Origin of the sequence: Histidinibacterium lentulum (assembly GCF_003789055.1) — a bacterium.
GTDB lineage: Bacteria > Pseudomonadota > Alphaproteobacteria > Rhodobacterales > Rhodobacteraceae > Oceanicola > Oceanicola lentulus.
Genome location: NZ_ML119089.1, coordinates 22,012 through 46,163 on the forward strand (window position 1 = coordinate 22,012; position 24,152 = coordinate 46,163).

The 24,152-nt window shown below is 69.5% G+C and carries 19 protein-coding genes; 6 read left to right on the forward strand and 13 right to left on the reverse strand.

What is annotated here, in order from left to right:
• The first annotated feature begins 37 nt into the window (after positions 1 to 37).
• Complete coding sequence (gene mazG, locus EAT49_RS16120; protein ID WP_123643330.1) at positions 38 to 847, forward strand: nucleoside triphosphate pyrophosphohydrolase; 810 nt, start codon at positions 38 to 40, stop codon at positions 845 to 847.
• A gap of 99 nt (positions 848 to 946) precedes the next feature.
• On the opposite strand, the gene EAT49_RS16125 is transcribed toward mazG, so the two are convergent.
• Together EAT49_RS16125 and EAT49_RS16130 are read right to left on the reverse strand one after the other, a co-directional pair.
• On the reverse strand, positions 947 to 2,149 hold the full coding sequence (locus EAT49_RS16125) for a CapA family protein (protein WP_123643331.1): 1,203 nt from the start codon (positions 2,147 to 2,149) through the stop codon (positions 947 to 949).
• 176 nt (positions 2,150 to 2,325) lie between these two features.
• Positions 2,326 to 4,191, reverse strand: coding sequence for an ABC-F family ATP-binding cassette domain-containing protein (locus EAT49_RS16130; protein ID WP_123643332.1), 1,866 nt, complete (start codon positions 4,189 to 4,191; stop codon positions 2,326 to 2,328).
• Positions 4,192 to 4,309: 118 nt separating this feature from the next.
• Between EAT49_RS16130 and EAT49_RS16135 the strand changes: the two genes are divergently transcribed.
• On the forward strand, positions 4,310 to 5,428 hold the full coding sequence (locus EAT49_RS16135) for a Gfo/Idh/MocA family protein (protein WP_123643333.1): 1,119 nt from the start codon (positions 4,310 to 4,312) through the stop codon (positions 5,426 to 5,428).
• A gap of 117 nt (positions 5,429 to 5,545) precedes the next feature.
• Here the strand turns inward: EAT49_RS16135 and iolG are convergent, their stop codons facing one another.
• The 6 genes from iolG to EAT49_RS16165 form a co-directional block, all read right to left on the reverse strand.
• Positions 5,546 to 6,553: an inositol 2-dehydrogenase gene (iolG, locus tag EAT49_RS16140; protein WP_123643334.1), complete on the reverse strand. Its 1,008-nt coding sequence runs from the start codon at positions 6,551 to 6,553 to the stop codon at positions 5,546 to 5,548.
• Positions 6,554 to 6,585: 32 nt separating this feature from the next.
• Complete coding sequence (locus EAT49_RS16145) at positions 6,586 to 7,419, reverse strand: ATP-binding cassette domain-containing protein (protein WP_123643335.1); 834 nt, start codon at positions 7,417 to 7,419, stop codon at positions 6,586 to 6,588.
• A 13-nt stretch (positions 7,420 to 7,432) separates the two neighbouring features.
• Positions 7,433 to 8,512, reverse strand: coding sequence for an ABC transporter permease (locus EAT49_RS16150; RefSeq protein WP_123643336.1), 1,080 nt, complete (start codon positions 8,510 to 8,512; stop codon positions 7,433 to 7,435).
• A 90-nt stretch (positions 8,513 to 8,602) separates the two neighbouring features.
• Positions 8,603 to 9,550 (reverse strand): sugar ABC transporter substrate-binding protein, encoded by a 948-nt coding sequence (locus EAT49_RS16155; protein WP_123643337.1) that lies wholly within the window; start codon positions 9,548 to 9,550, stop codon positions 8,603 to 8,605.
• 78 nt (positions 9,551 to 9,628) lie between these two features.
• Positions 9,629 to 10,447: a TIM barrel protein gene (locus tag EAT49_RS16160; RefSeq protein ID WP_123643338.1), complete on the reverse strand. Its 819-nt coding sequence runs from the start codon at positions 10,445 to 10,447 to the stop codon at positions 9,629 to 9,631.
• 128 nt (positions 10,448 to 10,575) lie between these two features.
• A complete protein-coding gene (locus EAT49_RS16165; RefSeq protein ID WP_123643339.1) occupies positions 10,576 to 11,607 on the reverse strand; it encodes a LacI family DNA-binding transcriptional regulator in 1,032 nt (343 codons plus the stop codon).
• A gap of 175 nt (positions 11,608 to 11,782) precedes the next feature.
• On the opposite strand from EAT49_RS16165, the gene EAT49_RS16170 reads away from it, so the two are divergent.
• The 3 genes from EAT49_RS16170 (at position 11,783) to EAT49_RS16180 (ending at position 14,109) form a co-directional block, all read left to right on the forward strand.
• Positions 11,783 to 12,097, forward strand: coding sequence for a MocE family 2Fe-2S type ferredoxin (locus tag EAT49_RS16170; protein WP_123643340.1), 315 nt, complete (start codon positions 11,783 to 11,785; stop codon positions 12,095 to 12,097).
• Between the two features lie 62 nt (positions 12,098 to 12,159).
• Positions 12,160 to 13,173, forward strand: a complete 1,014-nt coding sequence (locus EAT49_RS16175; protein ID WP_123643341.1) for an NAD-dependent epimerase/dehydratase family protein — start codon at positions 12,160 to 12,162, stop codon at positions 13,171 to 13,173.
• 150 nt (positions 13,174 to 13,323) lie between these two features.
• Positions 13,324 to 14,109: a metallophosphoesterase family protein gene (locus tag EAT49_RS16180; protein ID WP_123643342.1), complete on the forward strand. Its 786-nt coding sequence runs from the start codon at positions 13,324 to 13,326 to the stop codon at positions 14,107 to 14,109.
• A gap of 6 nt (positions 14,110 to 14,115) precedes the next feature.
• Here the strand turns inward: EAT49_RS16180 and EAT49_RS16185 are convergent, their stop codons facing one another.
• Positions 14,116 to 16,158 (reverse strand): GumC family protein, encoded by a 2,043-nt coding sequence (locus EAT49_RS16185; RefSeq protein ID WP_185020793.1) that lies wholly within the window; start codon positions 16,156 to 16,158, stop codon positions 14,116 to 14,118.
• A gap of 374 nt (positions 16,159 to 16,532) precedes the next feature.
• On the opposite strand from EAT49_RS16185, the gene EAT49_RS16190 reads away from it, so the two are divergent.
• Entirely contained in the window at positions 16,533 to 17,906 is a 1,374-nt protein-coding gene (locus EAT49_RS16190) for a UDP-glucose dehydrogenase family protein (RefSeq protein WP_123643344.1), read from the forward strand.
• 32 nt (positions 17,907 to 17,938) lie between these two features.
• Here the strand turns inward: EAT49_RS16190 and EAT49_RS16195 are convergent, their stop codons facing one another.
• The 4 genes from EAT49_RS16195 to EAT49_RS16210 form a co-directional block, all read right to left on the reverse strand.
• Entirely contained in the window at positions 17,939 to 19,051 is a 1,113-nt protein-coding gene (locus tag EAT49_RS16195; RefSeq protein WP_123643345.1) for a glycosyltransferase family 4 protein, read from the reverse strand.
• A gap of 105 nt (positions 19,052 to 19,156) precedes the next feature.
• On the reverse strand, positions 19,157 to 19,504 hold the full coding sequence (locus EAT49_RS16200; RefSeq protein ID WP_123643346.1) for a response regulator: 348 nt from the start codon (positions 19,502 to 19,504) through the stop codon (positions 19,157 to 19,159).
• 30 nt (positions 19,505 to 19,534) lie between these two features.
• Positions 19,535 to 23,020, reverse strand: coding sequence for a chemotaxis protein CheB (locus EAT49_RS16205; RefSeq protein WP_123643347.1), 3,486 nt, complete (start codon positions 23,018 to 23,020; stop codon positions 19,535 to 19,537).
• A gap of 275 nt (positions 23,021 to 23,295) precedes the next feature.
• Positions 23,296 to 23,988 (reverse strand): molybdate ABC transporter substrate-binding protein, encoded by a 693-nt coding sequence (locus EAT49_RS16210; protein ID WP_123643348.1) that lies wholly within the window; start codon positions 23,986 to 23,988, stop codon positions 23,296 to 23,298.
• Positions 23,989 to 24,152: the final 164 nt, after the last annotated feature.

The following is a 24,152-nucleotide window of genomic DNA, read 5'->3' on the forward strand; positions in this document are numbered from 1 at the left end:
CGTTGCACCCCCGCCGCCCCGGCCTATGGTCCCGCCCATGTCAGACCTCGTCCACGATCCCCGCGGCGGCCTGCCACGGCTCATCGCGATCATGGCGCGCCTGCGCGATCCCGACACCGGCTGCGCCTGGGATCTCCAGCAGGATTTCGCCACCATCGCCCCCTACACGATCGAGGAGGCCTACGAGGTCGCCGACGCGATCACGCGCGAGGCCTGGGACGACCTGAAGGGCGAGCTCGGCGATCTTCTGTTCCAGTCGGTCTTCCACGCCCGCATGGCCGAGGAGCGCGGTCTCTTCGACATCCACGACGTGGCCGACGCCATGTCAGACAAGATGGTCGCCCGCCATCCCCATGTTTTCGGCGACGAGGGCCGGGGCAAGACCGCCGAGGAGCAGACCCGCGACTGGGAGGCGGTGAAGGCCGCCGAACGCGCCGCGAAGTCCCAGGACAGGACGCTCGACGGCGTGGCGCTCGGGCTTCCCGCGCTCATGCGGGCGGTGAAGCTGCAGAAGCGCGCCGCGCGCGTGGGCTTCGACTGGCCCGAGACGGCCCAGGTGCTCGACAAGCTGACCGAAGAGGCGCAGGAACTCGTGGCCGCGCGCGACACTCTCTCGACCGACGAGATCGAGGACGAGATGGGCGATCTGCTGTTCGTCCTCGCCAATCTCGCGCGCCATCTCGGCGTCGATCCCGAGGCCGCGCTCCGGCGCACGAACTCGAAATTCACGCGCCGCTTCGAGGCGGTCGAGGACGCCCTCGCCGCCCGCGGCCGCCGCCCCGCGGACTCGACGCTGGAAGAAATGGACGCGCTCTGGACCGAGGCCAAACGCTCCGAACGTCCGTAGGATCGGAATTCAGCCCACCCCTCGCGCCCCGCCCGCCAAGCCTTGCAGCATGGGTTCCCAGCCCGGCTCAACCAGCGCCCGAACGTGTCGCCCGTGCCCTCAGCGCAATCCGGTCTCCATCGCCCCAGCTCCGGGGCACTCGAGCCGCGGCATCAGCGCCCGCCCGGGCACCCGGCTCTCGATGATCCGGTGCGAAGGGAGCGCCGCCTCTGCCACGCCCGCCTGGTCGGCAATGATCAGCTGAAGCGCCTCGGGCGTCCGGGCCATGCGCATCGCCACCCAGCCCGCGCGCTCCACCGCCAGCGGCGCCGCCTGCCCCCGGCAGAGCGTCAGCCAGGCCAGCATCCCGGTCTGCCGCTCGAGCCCCACCTGCCCCGAGACGAAATTGCCCGTGGAATAGATCACCGGCGCGGCGATGCCGCGGCCGGAAAGCAGCTCCCAGTCCTGCACGACGTGGGGATGGGTTCCGATCACCGCCACGGCGCCCGCTGCCACAAGGTCGCGCGCCAGCGCCCGCTCCGTCTGCGCCGCGCGGGTCTGGTACTCGTTCCCCCAGTGCGGCAGCACGATCACTCCCGCCACGCCCGGCCTTGCCGAGGAGGCCGCGACCAGCGCCAGCAGCGCCGCCCGCTCCTCGTAGCAGGACAGCACCTGCCCCGCGCGATCCTGGATCCCGTTGGTCGAATAGGTGCAGGCGATCCAGACGATCGTGCCGAGTGGCGTCCGGCTTTCCGCGGTGAACACGCGCGGGCCCTCCGACGGGGCCGTGCCGACGAAGGCCATCCCGGCCCGGCGCAGCTCCGCCACCGTGAGGTCCGCGCCGATCGCATGGCGGTCGAGCGCGTGGTTGTTCGCGGTGGTGACAAGATCCACGCCCGCCGCCTTCAGATCGCCGATCACCCGGGGATGGTAGTTGAACATCGGGTAGGAACTGTAGACCGTATCGTCGAAGACCGGCCCCGGGTCCGCCCGCTGTCCGCCGCTGCGCAGGATGCCGGGCGCGGTGGGTCCCTCGAGATTGGCGATGGCGATGTCGGCGCTCCTGAGGAACGGCACCGCCGCGTCCCAGACGCTGCCGAAGCCCCGCGCATAGCCCTGCACCTGGAGCCCGCGGTGCAGCAGGACATCTCCCACGACTGCGAGGCTGACCCTCGGGCCACCCGCGCAGGCGTTCATCGCGGGCGGTACGGCCTGAAAGACCGGCCGGCACTGGGCCCATTGCGCCTCGGCCGCCCCCGCAACGAGTGCAAGGCCGAGGCCGGCAAGAAGTCCCCTCAGAACGGCCGTCCCCCCAGTCCGCATCCTGTCCCCGTTCCGCCCTCCCGTCCGGCGACGATGATCCGGGACCGCGCTGGGCGCGCCCGGACCGCACCCCGGCGGAGGCCATTGACAACAGGGGATTGCGCAAGGTCAAGCCAAGCCAGGCAATGGGCCATGTCCGCGGCGACTTGGCGGCCCGCTGTTGCGCTTCTGCGGGGTCAGGAGGCCTCGGCCCGCTCCGCAAGCTCGAGCCATTCCTCCTCGGCGGCCAGCAACCGCGCCTGCCGCTCGGCCAGCGCCTCCGTGGCCTTGCGGAACTTCACCGGCTCGCGGGCGAAAAGGTCGGGATCCGCCAGCAGCCCCTCGAGCTTGCCGATCTCCGCCGTCAGCCGGTCGATCACGCCCGGCAGGTCCGCCAGACGGTGCCGCTCGGTGAAACTCAGCCCCCCGGCCTTCCTTCCTGTCCCGGCCGCCGGGGCACCGTCCTGCTCTCTTTTCTGGCCGGAAGTATCCCGGGGAGCCCGAGGGGCAGGGCCCTCGGTCCCGCCGCCTGCCGCTGCGCCCGCGATCCGAGCATCGCCCCGCTGCGCCACGGCATCGCTCCAGCCCCCGGCATAAAGCGTCGTGCGCCCCTGCCCCTCCATCCAGACAGTGGTCGTGGCCACGCGGTCGAGGAAATCCCGGTCGTGGCTGACCAGCAGGACCGTGCCGTCATAGCTCCCGAGCAGGTCCTGCAGAAGGTCCAGCGTCTCGATGTCGAGGTCGTTCGTCGGCTCGTCGAGCACCAGCAGGTTCGACGGACGCGCCATCAGCTTCGCCAGGAGCAGCCGCGCCCGCTCCCCGCCCGAGAGCGCCCTGACCGGCCCCCGCGCCTGGGTCTCGTCGAAGAGGAAATCCTTCAGATAGGCCACCACATGCCGCGGCTCGCCGCGCACCATGACCTGGTCGGCGCGGCCCGACACGCGCATCTCCGTGTCGCCCGTCAGGCTCTCCCAGAGCGTGGCGTCGGGATCGAGCTGGGCGCGCGCCTGGTCGAAGACCGCGATCTCGAGATTGGTGCCGTGCCGCACCTCGCCCGAATCGGGCGCGATCCGCCCCAGCAGCATCCCGATCAGGGTGGTCTTGCCCACGCCGTTGGGACCCACGAACGCCACCCGGTCGCCGCGCTGCACCGTCAGGTCGAACCCTTGGGCGATGGCCCTGTCGCCGAAGCGCTTGGTCACGCCCTCGGCGACGATCACCTTTTTCCCCGACCGCGTCCCGGTGCCGAGATCCATCGCCGCCGTGCCCTGGCGCCGGATCATCGCGGCGCGCTCCGCCCTCAGGTCCTGCAGCGCCCGGAGCCGCCCCTGGTTGCGCTTGCGGCGCGCCGAGATGCCCTCGACCGCCCAGCGCCCCTCGGCCCTGATCCGGCGGTCCATCTTGTGCGCGCGCGTCTCCTCCTCCTTCCAGACCGTGTCGCGCCAGTCCTCGAAGGCGTCGAACCCCTTGTCCTGTCGCCGCACCTCGCCCCGGTCGATCCAGAGCGTGGCCCGCGCCAGCGCCCTCAGGAACGCCCGGTCGTGGGAGATCAGCACATAGCCGGCGCGTGTCTCCGCGAGCGTCCGCTCGAGCCAGCCCACCGCCTCGATGTCGAGATGGTTCGTCGGCTCGTCGAGGAGCATCAGCTCCGGCGCCTCGGCCATCAGCCGCGCCAGCGCCGCGCGCCGGCGCTCCCCGCCCGAGGCGAGCGCGGGATCGCGGTCCAGGTCGAACTTCAGCCCCTCGGCCACCGCCTCCACCCGCCAGCTTTCGGACGGGTCGAGCCCGCGCGCCGCGAAATCGCCGAGCGTGGCGAAACCGGCCATGTCGGGGTCCTGCTCGAGATAGCCGACCCGGGTCCCCGGAGAGACCACGACCTCGCCCGCATCGGGCTCGATCAGCCCGGCCATCACCTTCATCAGCGTCGATTTTCCCGACCCGTTGCGCCCCACGAGGGCGACCCGGTCGGCGGGCTGGATGACAAGGTCGAGACCTGAAAAGACGGGCGCGCCGCCGAAGCCGAGGGTCAGACCGGAAAGCTGGAGAAGCGGGGCGCGGGCCATGGCGCGCACCTATGCCCGCACGGCGCGGAGAGCAAGCCGCCGCGCGCGCGGCGCGGCCTCTGGCACGACCTGCGCGACCGGTCTATCGCTGGGGTAACAGGGGACGAGGGAGGGGCGCATGACACTGGGATTCGGGCTGATCGGGACGGGGTTCATGGGCAAGACCCATGCCTTGGCCATGGGCAGCGTCAAGGCGGTCATGGGCGACGTGCCGGACGTGCGCCTTGCGCTCCTCTGCGACACGCCGATGGCGCAGGCCGAGGCCCGCGCGGCGCAGTTCGGCTTCGCCCGCGCCACCTCCGACTGGCGCGCGCTGGTGACCGACCCCGAGGTCGACATCGTCTCGATCACCACCCCGAACGGGCTGCACAGGGAGATGGCCCTCGCCGCGCTCGCGGCCGGAAAGCATGTCTGGTGCGAGAAGCCCATGGCGCTGACGCTTCAGGACGCCCGCGAGATGGCCGAGGCGGCAGAGCGGGCCGGGACGGTCACGCTCACGGGCTACAACTACATCCACAATCCCGCCTTTCTCCATGCGCAGCGGCTGATCGAGGGCGGCCGCATCGGGCGGCCCGTGCATTTCCGCGGCTGGGTCGACGAGGATTACCAGGCCGACCCGGACCTGCCCTGGACCTGGCGCGCGACGCTCGCCGACGCGGGCCTCGGCGCGCTTGGCGATCTCGGCTGTCACCTCGTGTCCTTCGCCGTGGGGCTGATGGGCCCGATCGAGAGCCTGATCGCCGACACCCAGGTGATCCACGAAACCCGGCCCCTTCCGGATGGCAGCGGCCTCGCGGCGGTCGAAAACGAGGACACGGCGACCGCCCTCCTGCGCTTCGCCTCCGGCGCGCAGGGGTCGCTCTCGGCCTCCCGCTCCGCCTGGGGCCGCAAGAACAGGCTCGATTTCGAGGTGCACGGGACGAAGGGCATGATCGCCTTCGCCCAGGAGCGGATGAACGAGCTGCAGCTTTACGTGAACGAGGGGCCCCGGTCGGAACAGGGCTTCCGTACCATCCTCACGGCGCCCGACCATCCGCCCTTCGGCGCCTTCGTGCCCGCGCCCGGACACCAACTGGGCTTCCGCGACCTCAAGGTGCTCGAGGCGCGGGTCCTCCTGCAGGCCATCGCCGGGGGCGCCGCGCCCTATCCGGCCTTCCGCGACGCGCTGGTCTTCGAGGAGGTGATCCACGGCATCGCGCAAAGCGCGCGCGAGGAGCGGCGCGTGCGCTTTGCCTGAGCGGTTTCGCCACGCCTGCGGCGTGGCGATCCGCCGGGGGGCGCTGCCCCCCGGACCCCCCGGAGGTATTTCCGGCCAGATGAGGGAGGGGCGCGGGACAGGACCCCCGCGGGGCGCTCAGGCCGCCAGCACCTCGGCGAGCGCGACGGTCCGCCCCTCCGAGGCCGAGAGAACCGCGGCATCGGCCAGCGCCAGCGCCATCAGCCCGTCGTGGCCCGTGGTGGGCGTGGGCGCGCCCTCGGCGACGGCGGCGGTGAAGGCCGCGATCTCGGCGGCATAGGCGGCGGCATAGCGCGACATGAAGAAATTCTCGAGCGGCGGGCGCAGGTAGCCCGCAGCCCCCGCCTCCTCGACCCGGCTTTCATGGACATTGCCCACCGAGACGAGCCCCCTGTCCCCCAGCACCTCGATCCGCTGGTCGTAGCCATAGGTCGCGCGGCGCGAATTGGTGATGACCGCCTGTCGCCCCGAGGCGGTGCGCAGGAGCACGTTGACGCTGTCCCAGTCGCCCGCGGCCCCGATGGCCGGATCGACCAGCACCGAGCCCATGGCCGCCACGCTCTCCACCTCCTCGCCCAGAAGCCAGCGCGCCACGTCGAAATCGTGGATCGTCATGTCTCGGAAGATGCCGCCCGACCGCTCGATATAGGAGATCGGCGGCGGCCCGGGATCGCGGCTGGTGATGGTGATCATCTCCACCTTCCCCGCGGCGCCCGCGTCGAGCCGCGCCTTCAGCGCCCGGAAATCGGGATCGAAGCGGCGGTTGAAGCCGACCATCAGCACGGAGCCCGTCTCCTCGACCACCTTCAGGCAGTCGCGCACGCGCGCGAGCGAGAGATCCACGGGCTTTTCGCAGAACACCGCCTTGCCCGCCCGCGCGAAGCGCTCGATCAGATCGGCATGGGTGTCGGTGGGGGTGCAGATCACCACCGCATCCACATCCTCCGCGGCCTCGATGGCGTCGATGCTCCGCGCCGCGCCGCCATGGGCGGAGGTCACCGCCGCCACCGCCTCGGCCACCGGATCGGCGATGGCCGTGAGCGCCGCACCCGGAACGCTGGCGATGGCGCGCGCATGGACCTGCCCGATCCGGCCCGCGCCAAGAACGGCGAAGTTGACTGTCATGTCTTTGGTCTTTCCTTGGGGGTGGGTGGGGGTCAGGCGGCGGCGTCGGCATAGGCGGGCTGGGTCTTGGCCCCGGTGATGTAGGCGACGACATCCTGCCCGTCGGTCTCCTCCTTCCTCAGGTTCGCCACGATCCGGCCGCGGCGGAACACCACGATCCGGTCCACGAGATCCATCACCTGCCGCATGTTGTGGCTGATCAGGATCAGCGGCTCGCCCTGGTCCTTCAGCGTGCGGATGATGTTCTCCACCTGCGCCGTCTCCTGCACGCCCAGCGCCGCCGTGGGCTCGTCCATGATCGTCAGCTTCGAATGGAAGGTAGCCGTGCGCGCGATGGCGACGCACTGGCGCTGGCCGCCCGACATGTTCTGGATCGTGTTGCGCACGTTGGGGATCTTCACCCCCGTCTTCTGCAGCGCCTTGAGCGTATCCTCCCGCATCGCCCGGTAGTCGAGGATGCGGAACGGGCCGAGCCAGTTCCATTTCGTCTTCTCGCGCCCGAGAAAGAGGTTGTCGGGCACGTCGAGGTGATCGGCGAGCGCCAGCGTCTGGAACACCGTCTCGATGCCTGCGTGACGGGCATGGAGCGGACCCTCGAAATCGACATAGGCGCCGTCGAACCAGATCTTGCCGCGGGTGCGCTGTTCCACCCCCGTGATCTGGCGCACGAAGGTGGACTTGCCCGCGCCGTTGTCGCCCATGATCGCCACGTGTTCGCCCCGGCGGATCTCGAAATCCGCCTCCTCGAGGGCGTGCACCCCGCCGTAATGCTTGGTCAGACCCTCGGTGCGCAGGATCACCTCCCCGAGAGCATGCGTGTCCCGGGGCCGCGCGTGGCCATCCTGGCTGATATCGACGTCACTCATCCCGTTTCTCCCCTCAGGCCCTGGCCGCTGCCTTGCGCTGGCGATACTGGTCGAGCACCACGGCGCCCACGATGATCGCGCCCTTCACCATCTCCTGGTAGAAGGCGTCGAGACGCAGGAAGGTGAAGCCCGAGATGATCACCCCGAAGATCAGCGCGCCGATCACCGTCCCCACGATGGACCCGCGCCCGCCCTGAAGTGAAATGCCGCCGATCACCGCCATGGCGATGGCGTCGAGCTCGTACATCACCCCCATGCCCGATTGCGCGGTCAGGTTCTTCGAGCTGAGCACGATGGCCGCCACGGCCGCGAGCACGCCCGCGATGGTGTAGACCAGCACGAGATGGCGCTGCACGTTGATGCCGGACATCCGCGCTGCCGCCTCGTTCGAGCCGATGGCGTAGGTGTGCTTGCCGTAGACGGTGTAGCGCATCACGAGGTGGAACAGGATCGCCAGGACGAGGAAGATGATGACGGGATTCATGCCCGCGCCGATGGCGGCATAGCTCTCGGTGGGAAAGGACACGGGCTGCCCCTCGGTCCACCACTTCGCCACGCCGCGCGCGGAGACCATCATGCCAAGCGTCGCGATGAAGGGGGGGATCTTGGTGTAGCCCACGAGGAGGCCGTTGATGCCGCCGGCGACAAGCCCGCACAGGAGCCCCACGACGATGGGCACGATCACCGGCAGGTCGACCCAGCCCTGCTCCATGAAGACGCCCTTGGGGTTCGGAAAGCCGTTCACCTCGGCCACCTGGGCGAAGGACATGGCGATCATCGCCGTGGCCCCGACGATGGAGCCGGAACTGAGATCGATACCGCCGGTGATGATCACCTGCGTGACGCCCAGCGCGATGATGCCGACGATGGCGACCTGCAGGATGATGATCTGCAGCCGCTGCTCGTTGAAGATCGAGTCGAACCGCCCCGCGCTGTCGAAGAGGAAGCTCTGGTCCATGATCAGGAAGCCGAGCAGCTCGAACACCGCGACGATGAGAAAGAGCGCGATCAGGACGTTGAGTTCGGCCGGTCGCTGCCTCTTGGAGTGATCGTATTTGAGCCCGCCGACACCGTGGGCCGCCTGGTCCGCCATCGCGCTGTCCTCCCGAAGGCCCGGTTTACCGCCGGGCGGCGAGCCCCCGGGCGCGGGACGCCCGGAGGTCTCTGTTCCGCCTGACGCGGATCAGTTCGCGCTCATGAAGTCGGCCATGTTGGCCGGCGTCACGAGCTGGAAGGGAATGTAGACCTTCTGGTCCACGTCCTCGCCGTTCACCAGGGCAATCGCCGCCTCGATGGAGCCCGAGCCCTGACCGGCGGCATCCTGGAACACGGTCACGTCGAGATCGCCCTGGGACATCGACACCAGCGCGTCCTGGGTGGCGTCGACGCCCGTCACCACCACGTCATCCATGGAGATGCCCGCGGCCTTCAGCGCCTGGATCGCGCCGATGGCCATCTCGTCGTTGTTCGAGAAGACGACGTGGAACTCCTCGCCCGACGACAGCCAGTTGGTCATCAGGTCCTGGGCCTCGTCGCGCGACCAGTTGGCTGTCTGCTCGTCGATCAGGGTGATGAAGTTGCACATGGACGTGCCGAGGATGTCCCGCACGTCGATGCTGCGCTGCACCGCGGCCTGGTTCGACAGCTGGCCCATCAGCATGTAGCCCCGCGCGCCGTTGCCGAGGCCCTGGGCCCGCAGCATCTTGCAGGCCTCGAAGGCCGCCAGCGTGCCCGACTCGATCTCGTTGGAGGCAACGAAGGCCTGGTTGTCCGGCAGCGTGTCCACGTTGATCGGCTCGCGGTTCACATAGACCAGCGGCACGCCCGCGCCTTCGGCGGCGGCCGACATCGCCTCGGTCGCCGAGGTATCGACCGCGTTCACGATGATCGCGTCGACGCCGCTTGCGATGAAGTTGTTGATCTGGTCGAGCTGGCGCGCCACGTCGTCCTGCGCATCCTCGATCTGCAGATCGACACCGTCGAGCCCCGCGGCATACTCCTCCATCCCGTTGCGCAGGACGGTCAGGAAATTGTCGTCGAAGCGGGACATGCTCACGCCGATCTGCTGGGCCATCGCCGTGCTGCCCAGCAGGGCCGAGGCGAAGCCCGCGGCGATCAGGGTCTTTTTCATATGGTTTCCTCCCTAGCGGGTGTCCGGCGCACCCTCCTCCTTGAACCGGAACCCCCCGTGCGGGGGATCTCTCTCCCGTCAGGCCGGGACCGTCTGCAGCCCGGCGTTCAGATGCTCCATCGACCCGCGCAGCGCCGCGACCGGGTCCGAAAGGCCATGCACCTCGGGCGCGAAGCACTCGAAACTGACGGGTCCGTCATAGCCCGCCTCGGCCAGCGCCCTGAGCTGCGCGACGTTGCCCAGCCGGTCCGCACCGTCGACGAGCACGCGATGCGCGTCCTCCATCTCGTCGAAGGTGGGGCCGGGATCGGTGACGCCCGAGACATGGACCATCCCCGTCAGCCCCGCGAAGATCGGCCCGCCGCCCGCGAGGGCATGGTGAAACGTGTCGTGCACCAGGGCGAACGTGTCCTCCGCGCCGAGGGCGGTGATGACGTCGACCGCTTCCTGCTTGTGCCGGAGCGCGCAGCTCGCAAAGCCCAGGGGCTCGACAAGGCCCTTCAGCCCCGCCTCCTTCAGCATCGGCTCGAGCTCGCGCAGCGCGATCCTGAGGTTCGCCTGCCGCTCGCCGTTGCCCATCCCGCCGCCATCGTTGCGCGGGATCAGGGCCACGCCCTCGGCGCCGGCGGCGCGGGCCGTGGCGATCAGGGCCGCCGCCTCCTCGGCGCGGGCATCGGACCAGTCGTTGAACCGCTTCACCTCGGCGAGCGCGAAGAGTCGCAGTCCCGCGTCGCGCAGCCTCCGCCCCGCCTCTGCCGGGTCGAGACCGTCGAAAAGGGGGCCCGAAAGGTCGGTCCTCGCCTCGACCCCTTCGGCACCGGCGGCACATGCGACGTCGATCAGCTCGGCGAAGGACGCCCGGGCGACCGTCATGTGATTCAGTGCGAAAGCCGGCATGTCCCCCCTCCGACGACGCGAAGCTCCCGAACGGTGCGTCCGCGGCGAACCACCGGTCAAGTCTGCGGGAGGCATTCCCTTCCAGAGATGACGGGTTCTGAAAGTCCCGAATGAGAGGATTCCATCATTCAGATCGACTCCGGGAGGTAGAGATCGGGCCGCAGGAAATGCTGCCCCGGCACCGGCGCCGTATCCCTTTGCTGGCCGGACAATGCCAGTCCCATCAGGTCGTCGCAGACACGTTGCAGCGGCGTGGCGATGGCCATGGCGACATAGCGGTCGGCAAGGCCCAGCCGGCTTTCGGGCGTCAGCTCGTTGACCACCAGTTCCACCTCCCCCGGCGCCCGAGCCTCGCGGAGCGCGGCGATGGCCCCCTCCATGCCACCGCCCGCGCAGTAGATGCCGCGCAGGTCCCGGTGCCGGTCCAGAAGATCGAGCGTCGCCTCGTAGGTCAGCTGCCGCGTCTCGAGGTTCACCAGCGTGTCGAGCACCGTCATGCGCGGCCCGTACTCGCGCATGTAGGACCGGAAGCCCGCCTCCCGCAGCTCGTGCCCGTGCCAGCGGTAGCCGCCCACGAAGACCGCGATCTTGCCCTCCTTGTGGACCGATTTCAGGATCATGTGCGCGGCGATCCGGCCCACCTTCAGATTGTTGAGCCCGATGTAGCTTTGCCGGATTCCCTGGGCGAAATCGTTCAGGAGCGCATAACAGGCGATCCCCTGCTCCTGCAGCCGTGCCACGCAGTCGCTCACGGCCACATGGCTGACCGCGGTGCCCGCCATCACGTCCACCCGGGGGGCCAGCGCCTCGAACTGCGCCACGAAATCCTGCGGCGCCTGCGACGGCGAGAAGGCGATGCGCACCCGCGCATGCACTCCCTGGGCCCTTTGCGCCGCCGCCTCCAGCTCCGCGCGGAACGCCTGGTAGAAGGCCTGCCGCTCCTTGTGCAGCACCACTCCCACCGTCAGCTCCGGCAGGACCGGCAGGAGCCTCTGCCCGATCAGCCCCGCCGCGTGATAGCCGATGCGCTGCGCCGCCTCGTAGACCTTGCGCGCGGTCTCCTCGCGCACCTTGGCGCGCCCGTTCAGAACCCGGTCGACCGTGGTGACGCTGACGCCCGCGGCCTCGGCAAGGTCGGGTATCGTCGGTCTGCGCGCCATATCTCACCCCCTGCCGACCCGCCATGGATGGCGGAAAACCCTCATTCCCGAGAAGGAAGGTGAGGGGTTTTGACGGTTTGGGCAAGACGCGGAGCGCCGCGCATGTCCCCGACGCTTGCCTCGCCGCGTGGAATGTGAGGACTAGGTGCAAACCGCCAGCAGAAGGAGGACGGCGATGCCCTGGATAGACGCCTGCGCGAAAGACGACATCGAGGAAGAGGACCTGATCCGGTTCGACCACGGTGACAGGACCTATGCGATCTACCGTTCGCCCCACGACGAGTTCTTCTGCACGGACGGGCTCTGCACCCACGAGAACGTCCATCTCGAGGACGGTCTCGTCATGGATTACGTCATCGAATGCCCGAAACATAACGGCCAGTTCGACTACCGCACCGGAGAGGCCCTGCGCGCACCGGTCTGCGTGAACCTCGGAACCTACCCCGTCAAGCTCGAGGGCGGCCGCGTGATGATCGACCTGCCCGGCTGACACCGCTTTCCCTGCATCTCCTGCCGCGCTAAGCCCCGCTTGGCAGTGGACAGGAGAGGCTCATGCCCCGCGCGCTCGTCACCGGCACGGCCGGCTTCATCGGCTTTCATCTCGCCCGCGCCCTTCTGGACGCGGGATGGGAAGTGGCGGGCTTCGACGGCATGACCGACTATTACGACGTGACGCTGAAACAGCGGCGCCACCAGATCCTGCTGCAGAAGCCCGGCTTCACCGCCACCGAGGCGATGCTGGAGCAGGCTGGCGCCGTCCGCGATTTCGCCGCACGGGTCGCGCCCGACGTCATCGTCCACCTCGCCGCGCAGGCCGGCGTGCGCTACAGCCTCGAGCAGCCGCGCGCCTATCTCGACGCGAACGTGATCGGCACCTTCGAGGTGATGGAGGCCGCCCGCGAGGCCGGGGTCCGCCATCTTCTCATGGCCTCCACCAGCTCCGTCTACGGCGCCGAGACCGCCCTTCCCTACCGAGAGACGCAGAAGGCCGACACACCGCTGACGATCTACGCCGCCACCAAGAAGGCCAACGAGGCGATGGGTCACGCCTGGGCCCATCTCCACGGACTGCCGGTGACAATGTTCCGCTTCTTCACGGTCTACGGGCCCTGGGGCCGGCCCGACATGGCGCTCTTCAAGTTCACCCGCGCGATCCTCGAGGGCGAGCCCGTCGACATCTACAACCACGGCGAGATGTGGCGCGATTTCACCTATGTGGACGACCTCGTGCGCGGCATCGTCGGGCTGATCGACGCGGTCCCGCCCCTCCCGGATACAGGGACGGAGCCCGTTCCCGGCGACACGCTCTCGCCCGTGGCGCCCTTTCGGATCGTGAACATCGGCAACGGCGAGAGCGTGAAGCTCATCGATTTCGTCGAGGCGATCGAGGCGGCGACGGGCCGTCCCGCCCTCCGCAACCTGATGGAAATGCAGACCGGCGACGTGCCGCGCACCTGGGCCGACGCGAGCCTCCTGCGCGCCCTGACCGGCAGCGCGCCCGCGACACCGGTGGCCGAGGGCGTGGCCCGGTTCGTGGCCTGGTATCGGGAATATTACCGGGTCTGACGTTTCCGGCGCTTGACGAAGGGTACGGCAAGGCTGGACACGCGCCTTCGGGGCGGCGATCCTCGCCGCGCCGGACACTGGCCCCGACGACAGAAGAGAAGACCCCATGACGTCCAGATCCGCCGCTCAGGCCAATCCCGCGCACGCCGCATGAAGCTGCCCTGGAAACGACGCGCCGACGACGCGGCCGCGCCGGCGCCCACGCCGGGGTTCGGTCCGCCCGAACCCGATGCGCCGACCTATGTGGTGGGCGATATCCACGGGCGCTCGGACCTGCTCGACCGGATCCTCGGCCTGATCGACGACGACATCCATGCGCGCGGCGTGGCCGAGACCGCCCGCGTGGTGATCGTGGGCGATTTCGTCGACCGCGGCCCGGACACGAAACAGGTGATCGAGACGCTCGTCGACCTCACGCGCCTGATGCCCCGCCGGGTCACGCCGCTCCTCGGCAATCACGAGCGGATGATGCTCGATTTCCTCGACCGCCCCGAGGGCCGCGCGCGGTCCTGGCTCAAGCACGGCGGGCTCGATACGCTCTTCTCCTACGGGGTCGGCGGGGTCGGTCCCACCCCCTCGCCCGAGCGCGCCATCGAGGCCGCGAACCGGCTCGCGGAGGCGCTGACGCCCGAAGTGCATTCCTGGCTCGCCCGGCTTCCCATGCAGGACCGGTCGGGCAATCTCGGCATCGTCCATGCCGGCGCCGATCCCGACTCGCCCTTCGATCTGCAGAGCCCCGCTGACCTGACATGGGGCCATCCGGCCTTCCTCGATAAGCCGCGCCGCGACGGGCTCTGGATCGCCTATGGTCACACCGTCGTGGAGGAGGCCCACGCGCGCGACGGCCGCATCGCTGTCGACACGGGCGCCTGGGAAAGCGGCAAGCTCACCGCGGCCGCAATCTGGCGCGGCGAGGTCCGGTTCCTGCAGACCTGATCCGGCTCAATCGCGGTAGTACTCGGTGCCGTAACCGCCATAGGCCCCCATCCTTTCGGCATGGCCATACCGCCGCATCCCCCTGGGATCGACGCGGGCGAGCACGAGCCCGAGCCTACGGCCCGGCACGCCCCGGAGGAGGCGCAGCGTCTCCGCCACCTGCACCCGCGTCGTCGCGTCCCAGCGCACGCACAGAAGAAGGCTGTCGAACCGCGGCGCGACGATGCGGAAATCCGGCACGGCGAGGACCGGAGGAGTGTCGAGGATGACGAAATCGTAGCGCGCCGCAAGGGCCTCGAGCAGCCGGTCGAACCGTGCCGAAGACAGCAGGTCCGCCGGATTGCCGGGGGCCGAGCCGCCATGCATGACGTCCGCACCGAAGGCCGCGGGCCGCGCGATCAGCACCTCGGCGGGCAGGTCCCCGGACAGGTGCTCCGCAAGTCCCTCCTTCGGCAGGTCGTCGAAGTAGAGATCGAAGACCCGCCGCCGGATATCCCCCTCCACCACGATCACGGACCGGCCGAGCCGCGCGATGTTGTCGGCCAGCGCCAGCGCCGTCGTGGTCTTGCCCTCCGCCGGAACCGAAGACGTGACCGCGATGGTGCGCGGCGGCCGGGCCGGGTCCAGCATCATGACACTGGTGCGCAGCGCGCGGATCGCCTCTGCCTGTGCCGATTGCGGATGATCGCGCAGATGGGCCAGGACCTCGCGCCGCCCCTGCCCCGGGATCAGCGGCACCTCGCCCGCCACCACCCGGCCGGTGATCTCCTCGAGCTCGCTGCTCGTGCGCAACCCCCGGTGCAGCGTGTGCCGCGCAAGCACGACCGCAAGCCCGCCGAAAAGGCCGAGGATCAGCGCCGAGGCGGCCATCAGCGCCGTGCGCGGCGAGGAAGGAGCCTGCGGCACCGTGGCGGTGGAGAGAATCCGGCTGTCCGGCTGCTGGATGCCCTGCTGCGCCACCGCGCCGTTCAGCCGGGTCAGTAGCTGCTCGTAGAGCAGCCGGATCGCTTCGGCCTCCCGCACCAGCTGCTGCAGCCGGATCAGGTCCGCGCCCTGGGACTCGATCCGCGCCTCGAGCTCACGCTCGGACTCCGTCAGCGCTCCCCTCTGCGCATCCATCCGCAGGACATCCGCTTCGGTCGCGGCCAGGAGCTGCGCGAACCGCGCGTCAAAGGCCGTCGCCCCGTCCTCGCGTCCGAGAAGTCGCTCAAGCGCCGCATCCTCCGCCGCTCCGGCCTGCGCGTCCCTGGTCTCCGCGGCCCCCAGCGCCACCCGGCGCGCCTCCGCGGCGCCCCGCCTCTGGTCCAGCTCGGCGATCCTGTCGCGCAGATCCTTGAGCTGGACCTCCAGCATCGCCAGGGCCTCCGCAGACACGAGATCCGTCGCCGCGCTGAACCGCGCACGCGCGACCTCCGCGGCCTCGAGCTGTCCCTGCAGGTCCGCCACGCGCTCCGTCAGCCAGGCGGTCACCTGGTCCATGCCCGCCCGCTTGGCCTCCAGCTGGCTGGCGACATAGCGCTCCGCCACCGTGTCGGCGATCCTCGCGGCCTTCACCGGGTCCTCGCTGGCCACCGTTATGTCGAAGACGAAGGTCCGCGGCCGTACCCGGACGCCGATCCGCTCCTCGAGCGCCTCGATCGTCCGGTCGCGGCTCCGCCGCGCCGCCAGCTCCGGATCCGCCGGGACCTCCTCCGGCCACATCCGCCTGATCAGCCCGCCGATCCGGCCCGGGGGCGCGAGATCCGCGTTGAACTCTGGATCCGCGAGCAGCCCGAGCCGATCCACCACCTGCCCGAGCAACAGCCGCGATCGCAGCACCTCGAGCTCGGTGTTGATCTCCACATCATCGCCAGACAGCCCCGAGACGAGGCCCTCCATGTCGAGAATCGCCGTCTCCGCCGGATCGAGCACCACGACCGCGGTCGCGCGGTAGAGCGGCGTGGCGAAAAACAGCGCATGGACGAGCACGAGGCACAGTGCCACGGCCATCGTCGACGCGACCGTGAGGCGCCCTCGCCAGATCATCCGCCCGATATCGCCGAGGTCCATCGCGCCCCCGCGACCGGGCAGAAAAAAGGGCTCGGGCTCGACAGGCCCCCTGTCCGGTTCGTCGAAAAAGGCCCGCCGTGGAAGGTCCCGCGTCATTTGACTCCACTCATAGGTCAGCCTTAGACTCATGTTGCAACTATGAGTTGCATAGCACGCCCGGCCCCGCCGCGCCAGAGCACTTCCCGTCTTGCTGCATGGCAGCATCACCTGCCGCTAGGACAGGCGCCGAAGCAGGAGCCGCTGTTGATCCGCGCCCCGCGAGCGCCTAATCACGGACTGTCGCGGCGCTCCCACGGGCCCGCCCCCGGCGGGCTTCGGCCTTCCGGGTCCCTGCACAGCGCGGGCGCAGCGCACCCGGCGATGAGGAGTTCAGCATGAAAATCGCGATGATCGGCACCGGTTACGTCGGCCTCGTCTCGGGCGTCTGCCTGTCAGACTTCGGCCATGAGGTGGTCTGCGTCGACAAGGACCCGACCAAGATCGACCGCCTGAACCGCGGCGAGATCCCGATCTTCGAGCCGGGCCTGGACCAGCTTCTCGCGCGCAACGTCGAGGGCGGGCGGCTCAGCTTCACCACCGACCTCGCCCAGGCGCTAGAGGGTGTCGAGGCGGTGTTCATCGCCGTGGGCACGCCCACCCGCCGCGGCGACGGGCATGCGGATCTCACCTATGTCATGGCCGCCGCCGCCGAGATCGCCGCCGCCGCGCCCGACGGCGTCGTGATCGTCACGAAATCCACCGTCCCCGTCGGCACCAACCGCAAGGTCGCCGAAACCGTCCGCGCCACGAACCCCGACCTGTCCTTCGAGGTCGCCTCGAACCCCGAATTCCTGCGCGAGGGCGCGGCGATCGACGATTTCATGCGCCCCGACCGCGTCGTCGTCGGCGTCGAGAGCGAGCGGGCCGCCAGGGTCATGACAGAGATCTACCGCCCGCTCTTCCTGCGCGACTTCCCGATCATCACCACCGACCTCGAGTCGGCCGAGATGATCAAGTATGCCGCCAACGCCTTCCTCGCGACGAAGATCACCTTCATCAACGAGATCGCCGCCCTCTGCGAGAAGGTCGGCGCGAACGTCAAGGAGGTGTCCAAGGGCATGGGCCTCGACGGCCGCATCGGCAACAAGTTCCTCCATGCGGGTCCAGGCTACGGCGGATCCTGCTTTCCCAAGGACACCATGGCCCTTGCGAGGATCGGCCAGGAGCACGCAGCCCCGGTCTCGATCGTCGAGACCGTGATCAAGGTGAACGAGGAGGTGAAGCGCCGGATGATCGGAAAGCTCCTCGATCTCTGCGACGGCAGCTTCAACGGCAAGCGGATCGCCGTGCTCGGCGTGACCTTCAAGCCCAACACGGACGACATGCGCGACGCGCCCTCCCTCACCATCGTGCCTGCGCTGATCGGCAGCGGTGCCGAGGTGCGCGTGGTCGATCCGCAGGGCCGCCACGAGGGAGAGAGACTTCTGCCCGGCGTCCGCTGGCAGGACGATCCCTATGCCGCCGTCGAGGGCGCGCACCTGATCGTCCTTCTGACCGAATGGAACGAGTTCCGCGCGCTCGATCTGTCGGCCCTCGCAGACCGGATGGCCACTCCGAAAATGGCCGATCTGCGCAACATCTACAGCCCTGCAGATGTCGTGGCCGCCGGCTTCTCGACCTATGTCTCCATCGGCCGCAGCGACCATGCCGCCGCCCTGCCCCCGCTCCAGGACATCGCCCCGACGGCCGCCGCCCCGGCGCGGGGCTGAGCTTCCGGCGCCCGGACGGAGCAAGTCGGGGCCTACCGCGCCACGGCGCGAAGCAGCGCCGCCAGCTCCTCCAGCTGGCGCTCTAGCCGGAACCGCGTCTCATAGGCGGCGCGACAGGCCGGACGCATCGCCCTGAGCGCCTGCCGGTCGAGGGACCGAAGCAGCGCCGCGAGGTCGTCGACCGTCAGCGGCACATGCCCCCCCGTTCGTCCCGGCTCGATCAGCGAGGGCAACGCGCCCTGGTCCGAGGTGAAGACCGGCGTGCCGTTGCGCAGGGCCTCGGGCACCACGAGACCGAACGCCTCCCATCGCGACGGCACCACCAGCGCATCGGCCAAGGCATACCAGTCGTCCAACCGCGAGGCCGGCACCCACCCGTGCATCACGATGCCTTCGCCGCCCGAGCGCGCCACACCGTCGCCACGCACCGCCTCGCCCACCACATGGAGCCGCAGATCTGGCCGCCGCGCCCGCTCGAACGCCTCGGCCAGGAGGTCGAACCCCTTCTGCCGGTCGAGCCGCCCGACGAAGAGCAGGTGGATCACTCCCGTCCCGCCGCCAAAGAGATCCGACCGCGCCTCCGCGCGCGGAGGGGGCACTCCGTTCTCGACCACCTCGAACCGGCCCCGGTAGCCCAGCGCCCGCGCAACCTCCCGCTCGTGCTCCGACACGCAGAGCGTCACATCGGCAAGCCCCGATCCCCGTCCCTCCAGGACCCGGACCAGCGCGCGCCGGAGAGGCGCCTCGGCATAGCTCGAGACGGCCCACCCATGGGGACAGTAGACAGCGGGCCTCCGGTCCCCCGCCGCCCGCATCGCGGCGAGCGCGGCCAGAGCGAAGCTGCTGTGAAAGACGCAGACATCCGGGTCCTGCGCCCGCAACCGCGCCCGGAAGGCCGCCAGCATGGCGCGGAGTCCGCGGGATCCCCGTCGCGGTCGCGGAAAGGTCGTCATCGTCAAGTCCGCATCGACTGCCGCGACATGCTCCTGCGCCAGCACGAATTCCATGTCGAAACCCCGCTCCTCCAGCGCCGCGATATGCCGGAAGTAGGACCCCGCCCCGCCTTGCGCGGACTCGCAGAGGTTCAGGACCCGGAGCCGCTCCTTCCCGGCGTCTCCGCCGCCCCGGCGAGATGAGTGATCCATGACTCCGACCCCGGCCTGCGCCCCGCGGCCCCGGCCGCGCCAGCGACAGCCAGATCGGTTCTCCCGGCCATGTCAATGCAGGCCTGCACCGCGAGGCCCGTCGCCTCAGCGCAACGCGTCCTCCAGCGCCCGCCGCAAGTCGCCCTCGTCATAGGGCTTCTTCACGAACCCGTTGGCCAACGCATCCGCTTCGCTGTAACCGCTGACCACGACGAACGGGATCCGTCGCGCCGCGAATTCCTCGGCCAGCGGACGCGAGGAGACGCCGCTCAGGTTCATGTCGAGCGTGGCGACATCCGGACGCTCGTCCGACAGCAGGGCGAGCGCCTTGTCGATGCTCGGCACGGGTCCGAGAACCTCGGCGCCCCAGCCCGAGATCACCGCTTCCAGATCCATGGCAAGCAGCATCTCGTCCTCGACGATGAGGACCCGCATCCCCGCGAGACTCGTCATGCTCTGCTGACCTCGAACCCGGACACGCGGTCACTCCATCGGAAAGGCGATTGCCACTTCCAAACCGGCGGGCTCGAACCGAAGTTCCGCCTCTCCGTCCAGTTCATAGGCACAGGAGCGTTCGATCAGCTTCGTGCCGAAGCCCTTCACCACCTCGGCCCGAACCGGCGGCCCGCCGCTTTCGCGCCAGTCGAGCCGGATTCGGGGCGCGTCCCCGTCGGTGCGGTCCTCGTGCCACCTGACCGACAACTGACCCTCCGGCGTCGACAATGCGCCGTACTTCGACGCGTTCGTTGCCAGCTCATGCAGGATCAGCGCGATCCCGAGCCCCTGCTTCGGCGTCAGCAGAAGCGCCGGACCCTCGATCTCCAGTTGCTGCCCGTCGTCCCGGCCATAGGCCGACAGGGTGTCCTCGATCAGCGTGTGGAGGTCCGCCGACTGCCAGTTGGTCTCCAGAAGCTGGTCATGGGCCCGCGCCAGCGCCCGGATGCGGCCGATGAACCCCTCGCGGTACTGCGCGACCGTCAGATCCTCCGCCCCGGGCTGCCGGGCGAGCGCCTGCACAACCGCAAGCGTGTTCTTGACCCGGTGGCTCAGTTCCCGGGTCAGCAGGTCCTGCTGCTCCTCCGCCTTCTTGCGCTCGCCCACGTCCCGGAACAGCGCGGCGACCCGCGCGGTCCTGCCGTCGCCGGTCTCAAGGCGAAAGGCATAGACCTCGTAGTACCGCCCGAGCGCCTCCGCCGGGGCCTCGAACCGCTCCGCCTTCCCGGTCGTCGCGATCCGCGCATAGCGTTCGAACCAGTGTTCCTCGAGCTGCGGCAGGCGCTCCCGCACGGACCGCCCGACGATGTCCAGCAGACCGGTCTGGCGCTCGAAGGCGGCATTGACCTCGAGAATGCGGTAATCCGGCCTGCCGTCCCTCGCGCGGGTCTCCACGTCCATGATGCAGAACCCCTCGTCGATCGAGTCGAACAGCGTCTCGTAGCGCAGCCGGCTTTCGATCAGATCCCGCTCCGTCCTGCGGCGCGCGGTGACATCGACGAAGGTCAGCACCACCCCCTCGATCCGGTTCTCCACCGTGCGATAGGGGCGGCTTCTCATCATGAACCAGCGCCCGTCGCGGCTCTGGACCTCGCTCTCCGCGGGCGTCAGATCGTGCAGCACGCGCTGGGCCTCTTCCTCGATCCCGTCGGTGGTCAGGCGGTGGGTGAAATCGGTGATCTTCCGCCCGACATCGATCTCGGTGATGTTGAACAGCTCCGCGAGAGGCGGGGTGAACATGCGGATGCGCAGCCGCAAGTCGAGGAACAGCGTCCCGATCTCGGTCGCCCAGGTCAGGTTCCTCAGATCGTTGTGGGCGGTCGAGATGTCCTCCAGCTTCCTCTTCAGTTCCGAGTTCACCGTCTGAAGCTCCTCGTTCGTGGACTGGAGCTCCTCCTTCGAGGTCTCAAGCTCCTCGGAGGTCGACCGGTATTCCTCGTTGATCGACTGCAACTCCTCGTTCGCGGCGCGGAGGTCTTCCATGGCGAACTCGTGTTCCGCCCGGCTCGCGGCCAGGGCCTTCTGCGCTGCCTTCAGCTCGGCCATGAGCCGCCGGACCTCGCCCGGGCTGCGCTCGCCTGCCTCCGCGTCCCCCGGCGCCTCGTCCGCGACGGGTCCGCCGTCGAGGAACAGCACGAGCGCGCTCGGGCTCGCCCTGTCCTTGCGCGGCACCCGCGAAACCTGCAACGAGATGCGCCGGATGCCGTCGTCGAAGCTGACGGGCGTGGGATAGGTCATCGAAGGCAGTTTCGCGCCGAAGGCCCGATCGAGCGCGGCCTCGAGATCCGACCGCAGCTCCGTCCGCACGACGCTCGGCAGACGGGCGGAGAACACGCCGCCCGAATGCTTGATATAGCGTCCTGCCCCAGGGGACAGATGCAGGATATGGTGAGCCTCGTCCACCAGCACACTCGGCGGCGCCATCCGTTCCAGGGCACGCGCGTGGACCTCGAACGATCCCTCCTGGCGGTCCGCCCGACCGGCCGCCCGCGTGCCGGACCGCGGCGCGGGGAGGTGCGACGAGCCATGCGGCAGCGGCGGCATCTTGCGATGCGGCCGGGGGCGCGCCTGGAACAGTCGGGCCTGCCGGTCGAGCGGCGCGAAGAGCTCGCCCGCGGTCTCCGCGCTCTCTGCCGAACCGAGGAACAGCTTCCCCCCGGGGCGGAGCCCGTAGTGGAACAGATCGAGAAGCTGCTCCTGAATGTGACGCTCCAGGTAGATCATGAGGTTGCGGCAGGAGATCAGGTCGAGCCGCGTGAACGGAGGGTCCTTCAGCACGCTGTGGGACGTGAAAAGGACCGTCTCCCGAACCTCCTTGCGGATGCGGTAATGGGTGCCCTCGTCGGCGAAGAACCGGGCCAGCCGCTCCTCGCTGACATCGGCCACGATGGACCGCGGATACCTGCCCTCCCGTGCCGTGCCCAGGGCGCCTTTGTCGAGATCGCTCGCGAAGATCTGGATCGGCATGGTCACCTTCCGTCGCGCCGCCTCCTCGAGCAGAACGATGGCAAGGCTGTAGGCCTCTTCCCCGGTGGCGCAGCCGACGCACCAGACGCGAATGCCTTCGGTGCCCGCCATCTCGAAGAGCGGAGCCGCGACATGCGAGGCGAGCCGCTCGAATGCCTTCTCGTCGCGGAAGAACTGCGTCACCGAAATCAGGAGATCGTCGAACAGCTCATGGGCCTCCTCCGGGGTCGCCTCGACGTAACCGGCATAGTCCGAGAGGCTTGCACTGCGGTGGACCTGCATCCGCCGCAGGACCCTGCGCATCACCGTGGCCCGCCTGTAGCTTGAAAAGTCATGCCCGGTCCGTTCCCGAAGGAACCCGACGATCCGCCGCAGATCGTTCAGGGCGCCCTCCTCGTCGAGCGAGCGCACGATCTCCTTGCTCCGCGACATCTCCGCGATCCGCTCGGCCAGCCGGTCGATCGGCGCGATGTAGCTGGCCACTCCGGTCGCGATGGCGTTCTGCGGCATCGCGGCGAACTCGGTCTCCTGCGGATCCTGCACCAGGACGACGCCGCCGTTCTCGTGCATCGCCCTGACCCCGTTCGACCCGTCCGCCCCCGATCCGCTCAGGATCACGGCAAGCCCTTCCCCCCGTCTCGCGGCGACGGACCTGAAGAACATGTCGACCGGCGCACGACGGGCCCGCGGCTCGGTGAACTCCCGGGCCATGACGCTGTCGCCCTCGATCACCAGCTCGCGGTCGGGCGAGATCACGTAGACGCAATCGGCCTCCAGCGTCAGCCCGTCGTTCACCTGACGAACCGGCATCCCGGTGCAGGAGGAAAGGATCTCCGCCAAGGCGCTCGGTTGCTCCGGTGACAGGTGCAGGATCACGACATACGCGAGGCCCAGATCCTCGGGCAGTTGACGGAACAGCCGGCTCAGCGCCCGCACGCCCCCGGCAGAGGCGCCGATCGCGCAGATCGGGACGGTGCCCCGCAGGTCGTCCTGCTTCGTCTCGTCCATCGTCGCTCCGGCCTGGCGCTTGGAGGTCTTCGAGGGGGAAGCCCGTCTGTCCCCCTGTCGTTCCACATCCCGCAGCGCCCCCGTACCGCGGGGACCGTGCCGACTAGATCAGACCGTTGCGAGTCATGGCAAGGGCCTCCCGCCCCGCCGTCCGGCCCATGCCTCAAGAAGATCCCGCTCGGGTCGGACGCCCGCGGACACGCGCGCAAGACGGCCGCGTCCGCCCGCTCCCTCTTCGTCGGGGACCGGGGGCGCCTCCTGCCGCGGGTCCCACCTCAGCCCGCGAAGCCCGCGGCCGCCCGCGCTGCCGCTGCCTCGGGCGCGGCAAGGACCGCGATCATGGCGCGCGCCGCTTCCGGTCTGGCGGCCCTGGCAGTCACCCCCGCGGTATAGGTCGTGACGAGGTCGCAGCCCGGCGGCAGCAGTCCCGCGAGACGCACCCCCGTGCTGCCAAGGATCTCGGTGACCTGCGTGCATCCGACCGGCCGCACAAGGTCGCTCCGGGCGAGCGCCGCCATCGCCGGGATGCCGCCCGGAAAGGTCCGGAACCGGTCGCTCAGCCTGTCGTGAATGCCCAGACGCTTCAGCACGCCCGCGAAATGGATGCCCGCCGTCGCCTGCTGCGGGTCCGGAAAGAAGATCCCGTCCGCCTCCAGCAGCGCCCCGCGCAGCGCGTCCCCGGTGGCGCAGGACAGGTCCGGGTCCGTCTCGCGCACCGCGATGCCTGTGGCGACATCGCCGATATCGACCAGACTGTCGGCCAGCACATGACCCTGCGCGGCGAGCGATTCGACGAGGCTGCGGGAGAGGATCACGAGATCCGCGGCCTCTCCGGCGGCGATCCGGTCGCGCATCCCTCCGACCGGCCCGTAATCTCCGTCGACCGCAAGCCCGGTCGCCGCCTCTATCTCGGGGGCCAGCGTCGCCGCTATCCCCTGTGCCGCTCCGCCGCCCAAGACCCTGATCATGCCCTGTCCCCCTCGCTCCGCCGGTGTCACGGAACCGACCGCCTTCCGGACAACAGCAGAACTGCGCGGTCCGGACAAGTCGGCTGCCCGGGCATCCGCTCCGCCCCGCCCGGGCAGCCGCCGGAGACGCGCGCCCCTGCCCCCTTGCCGCGGCGCGCAGGTGC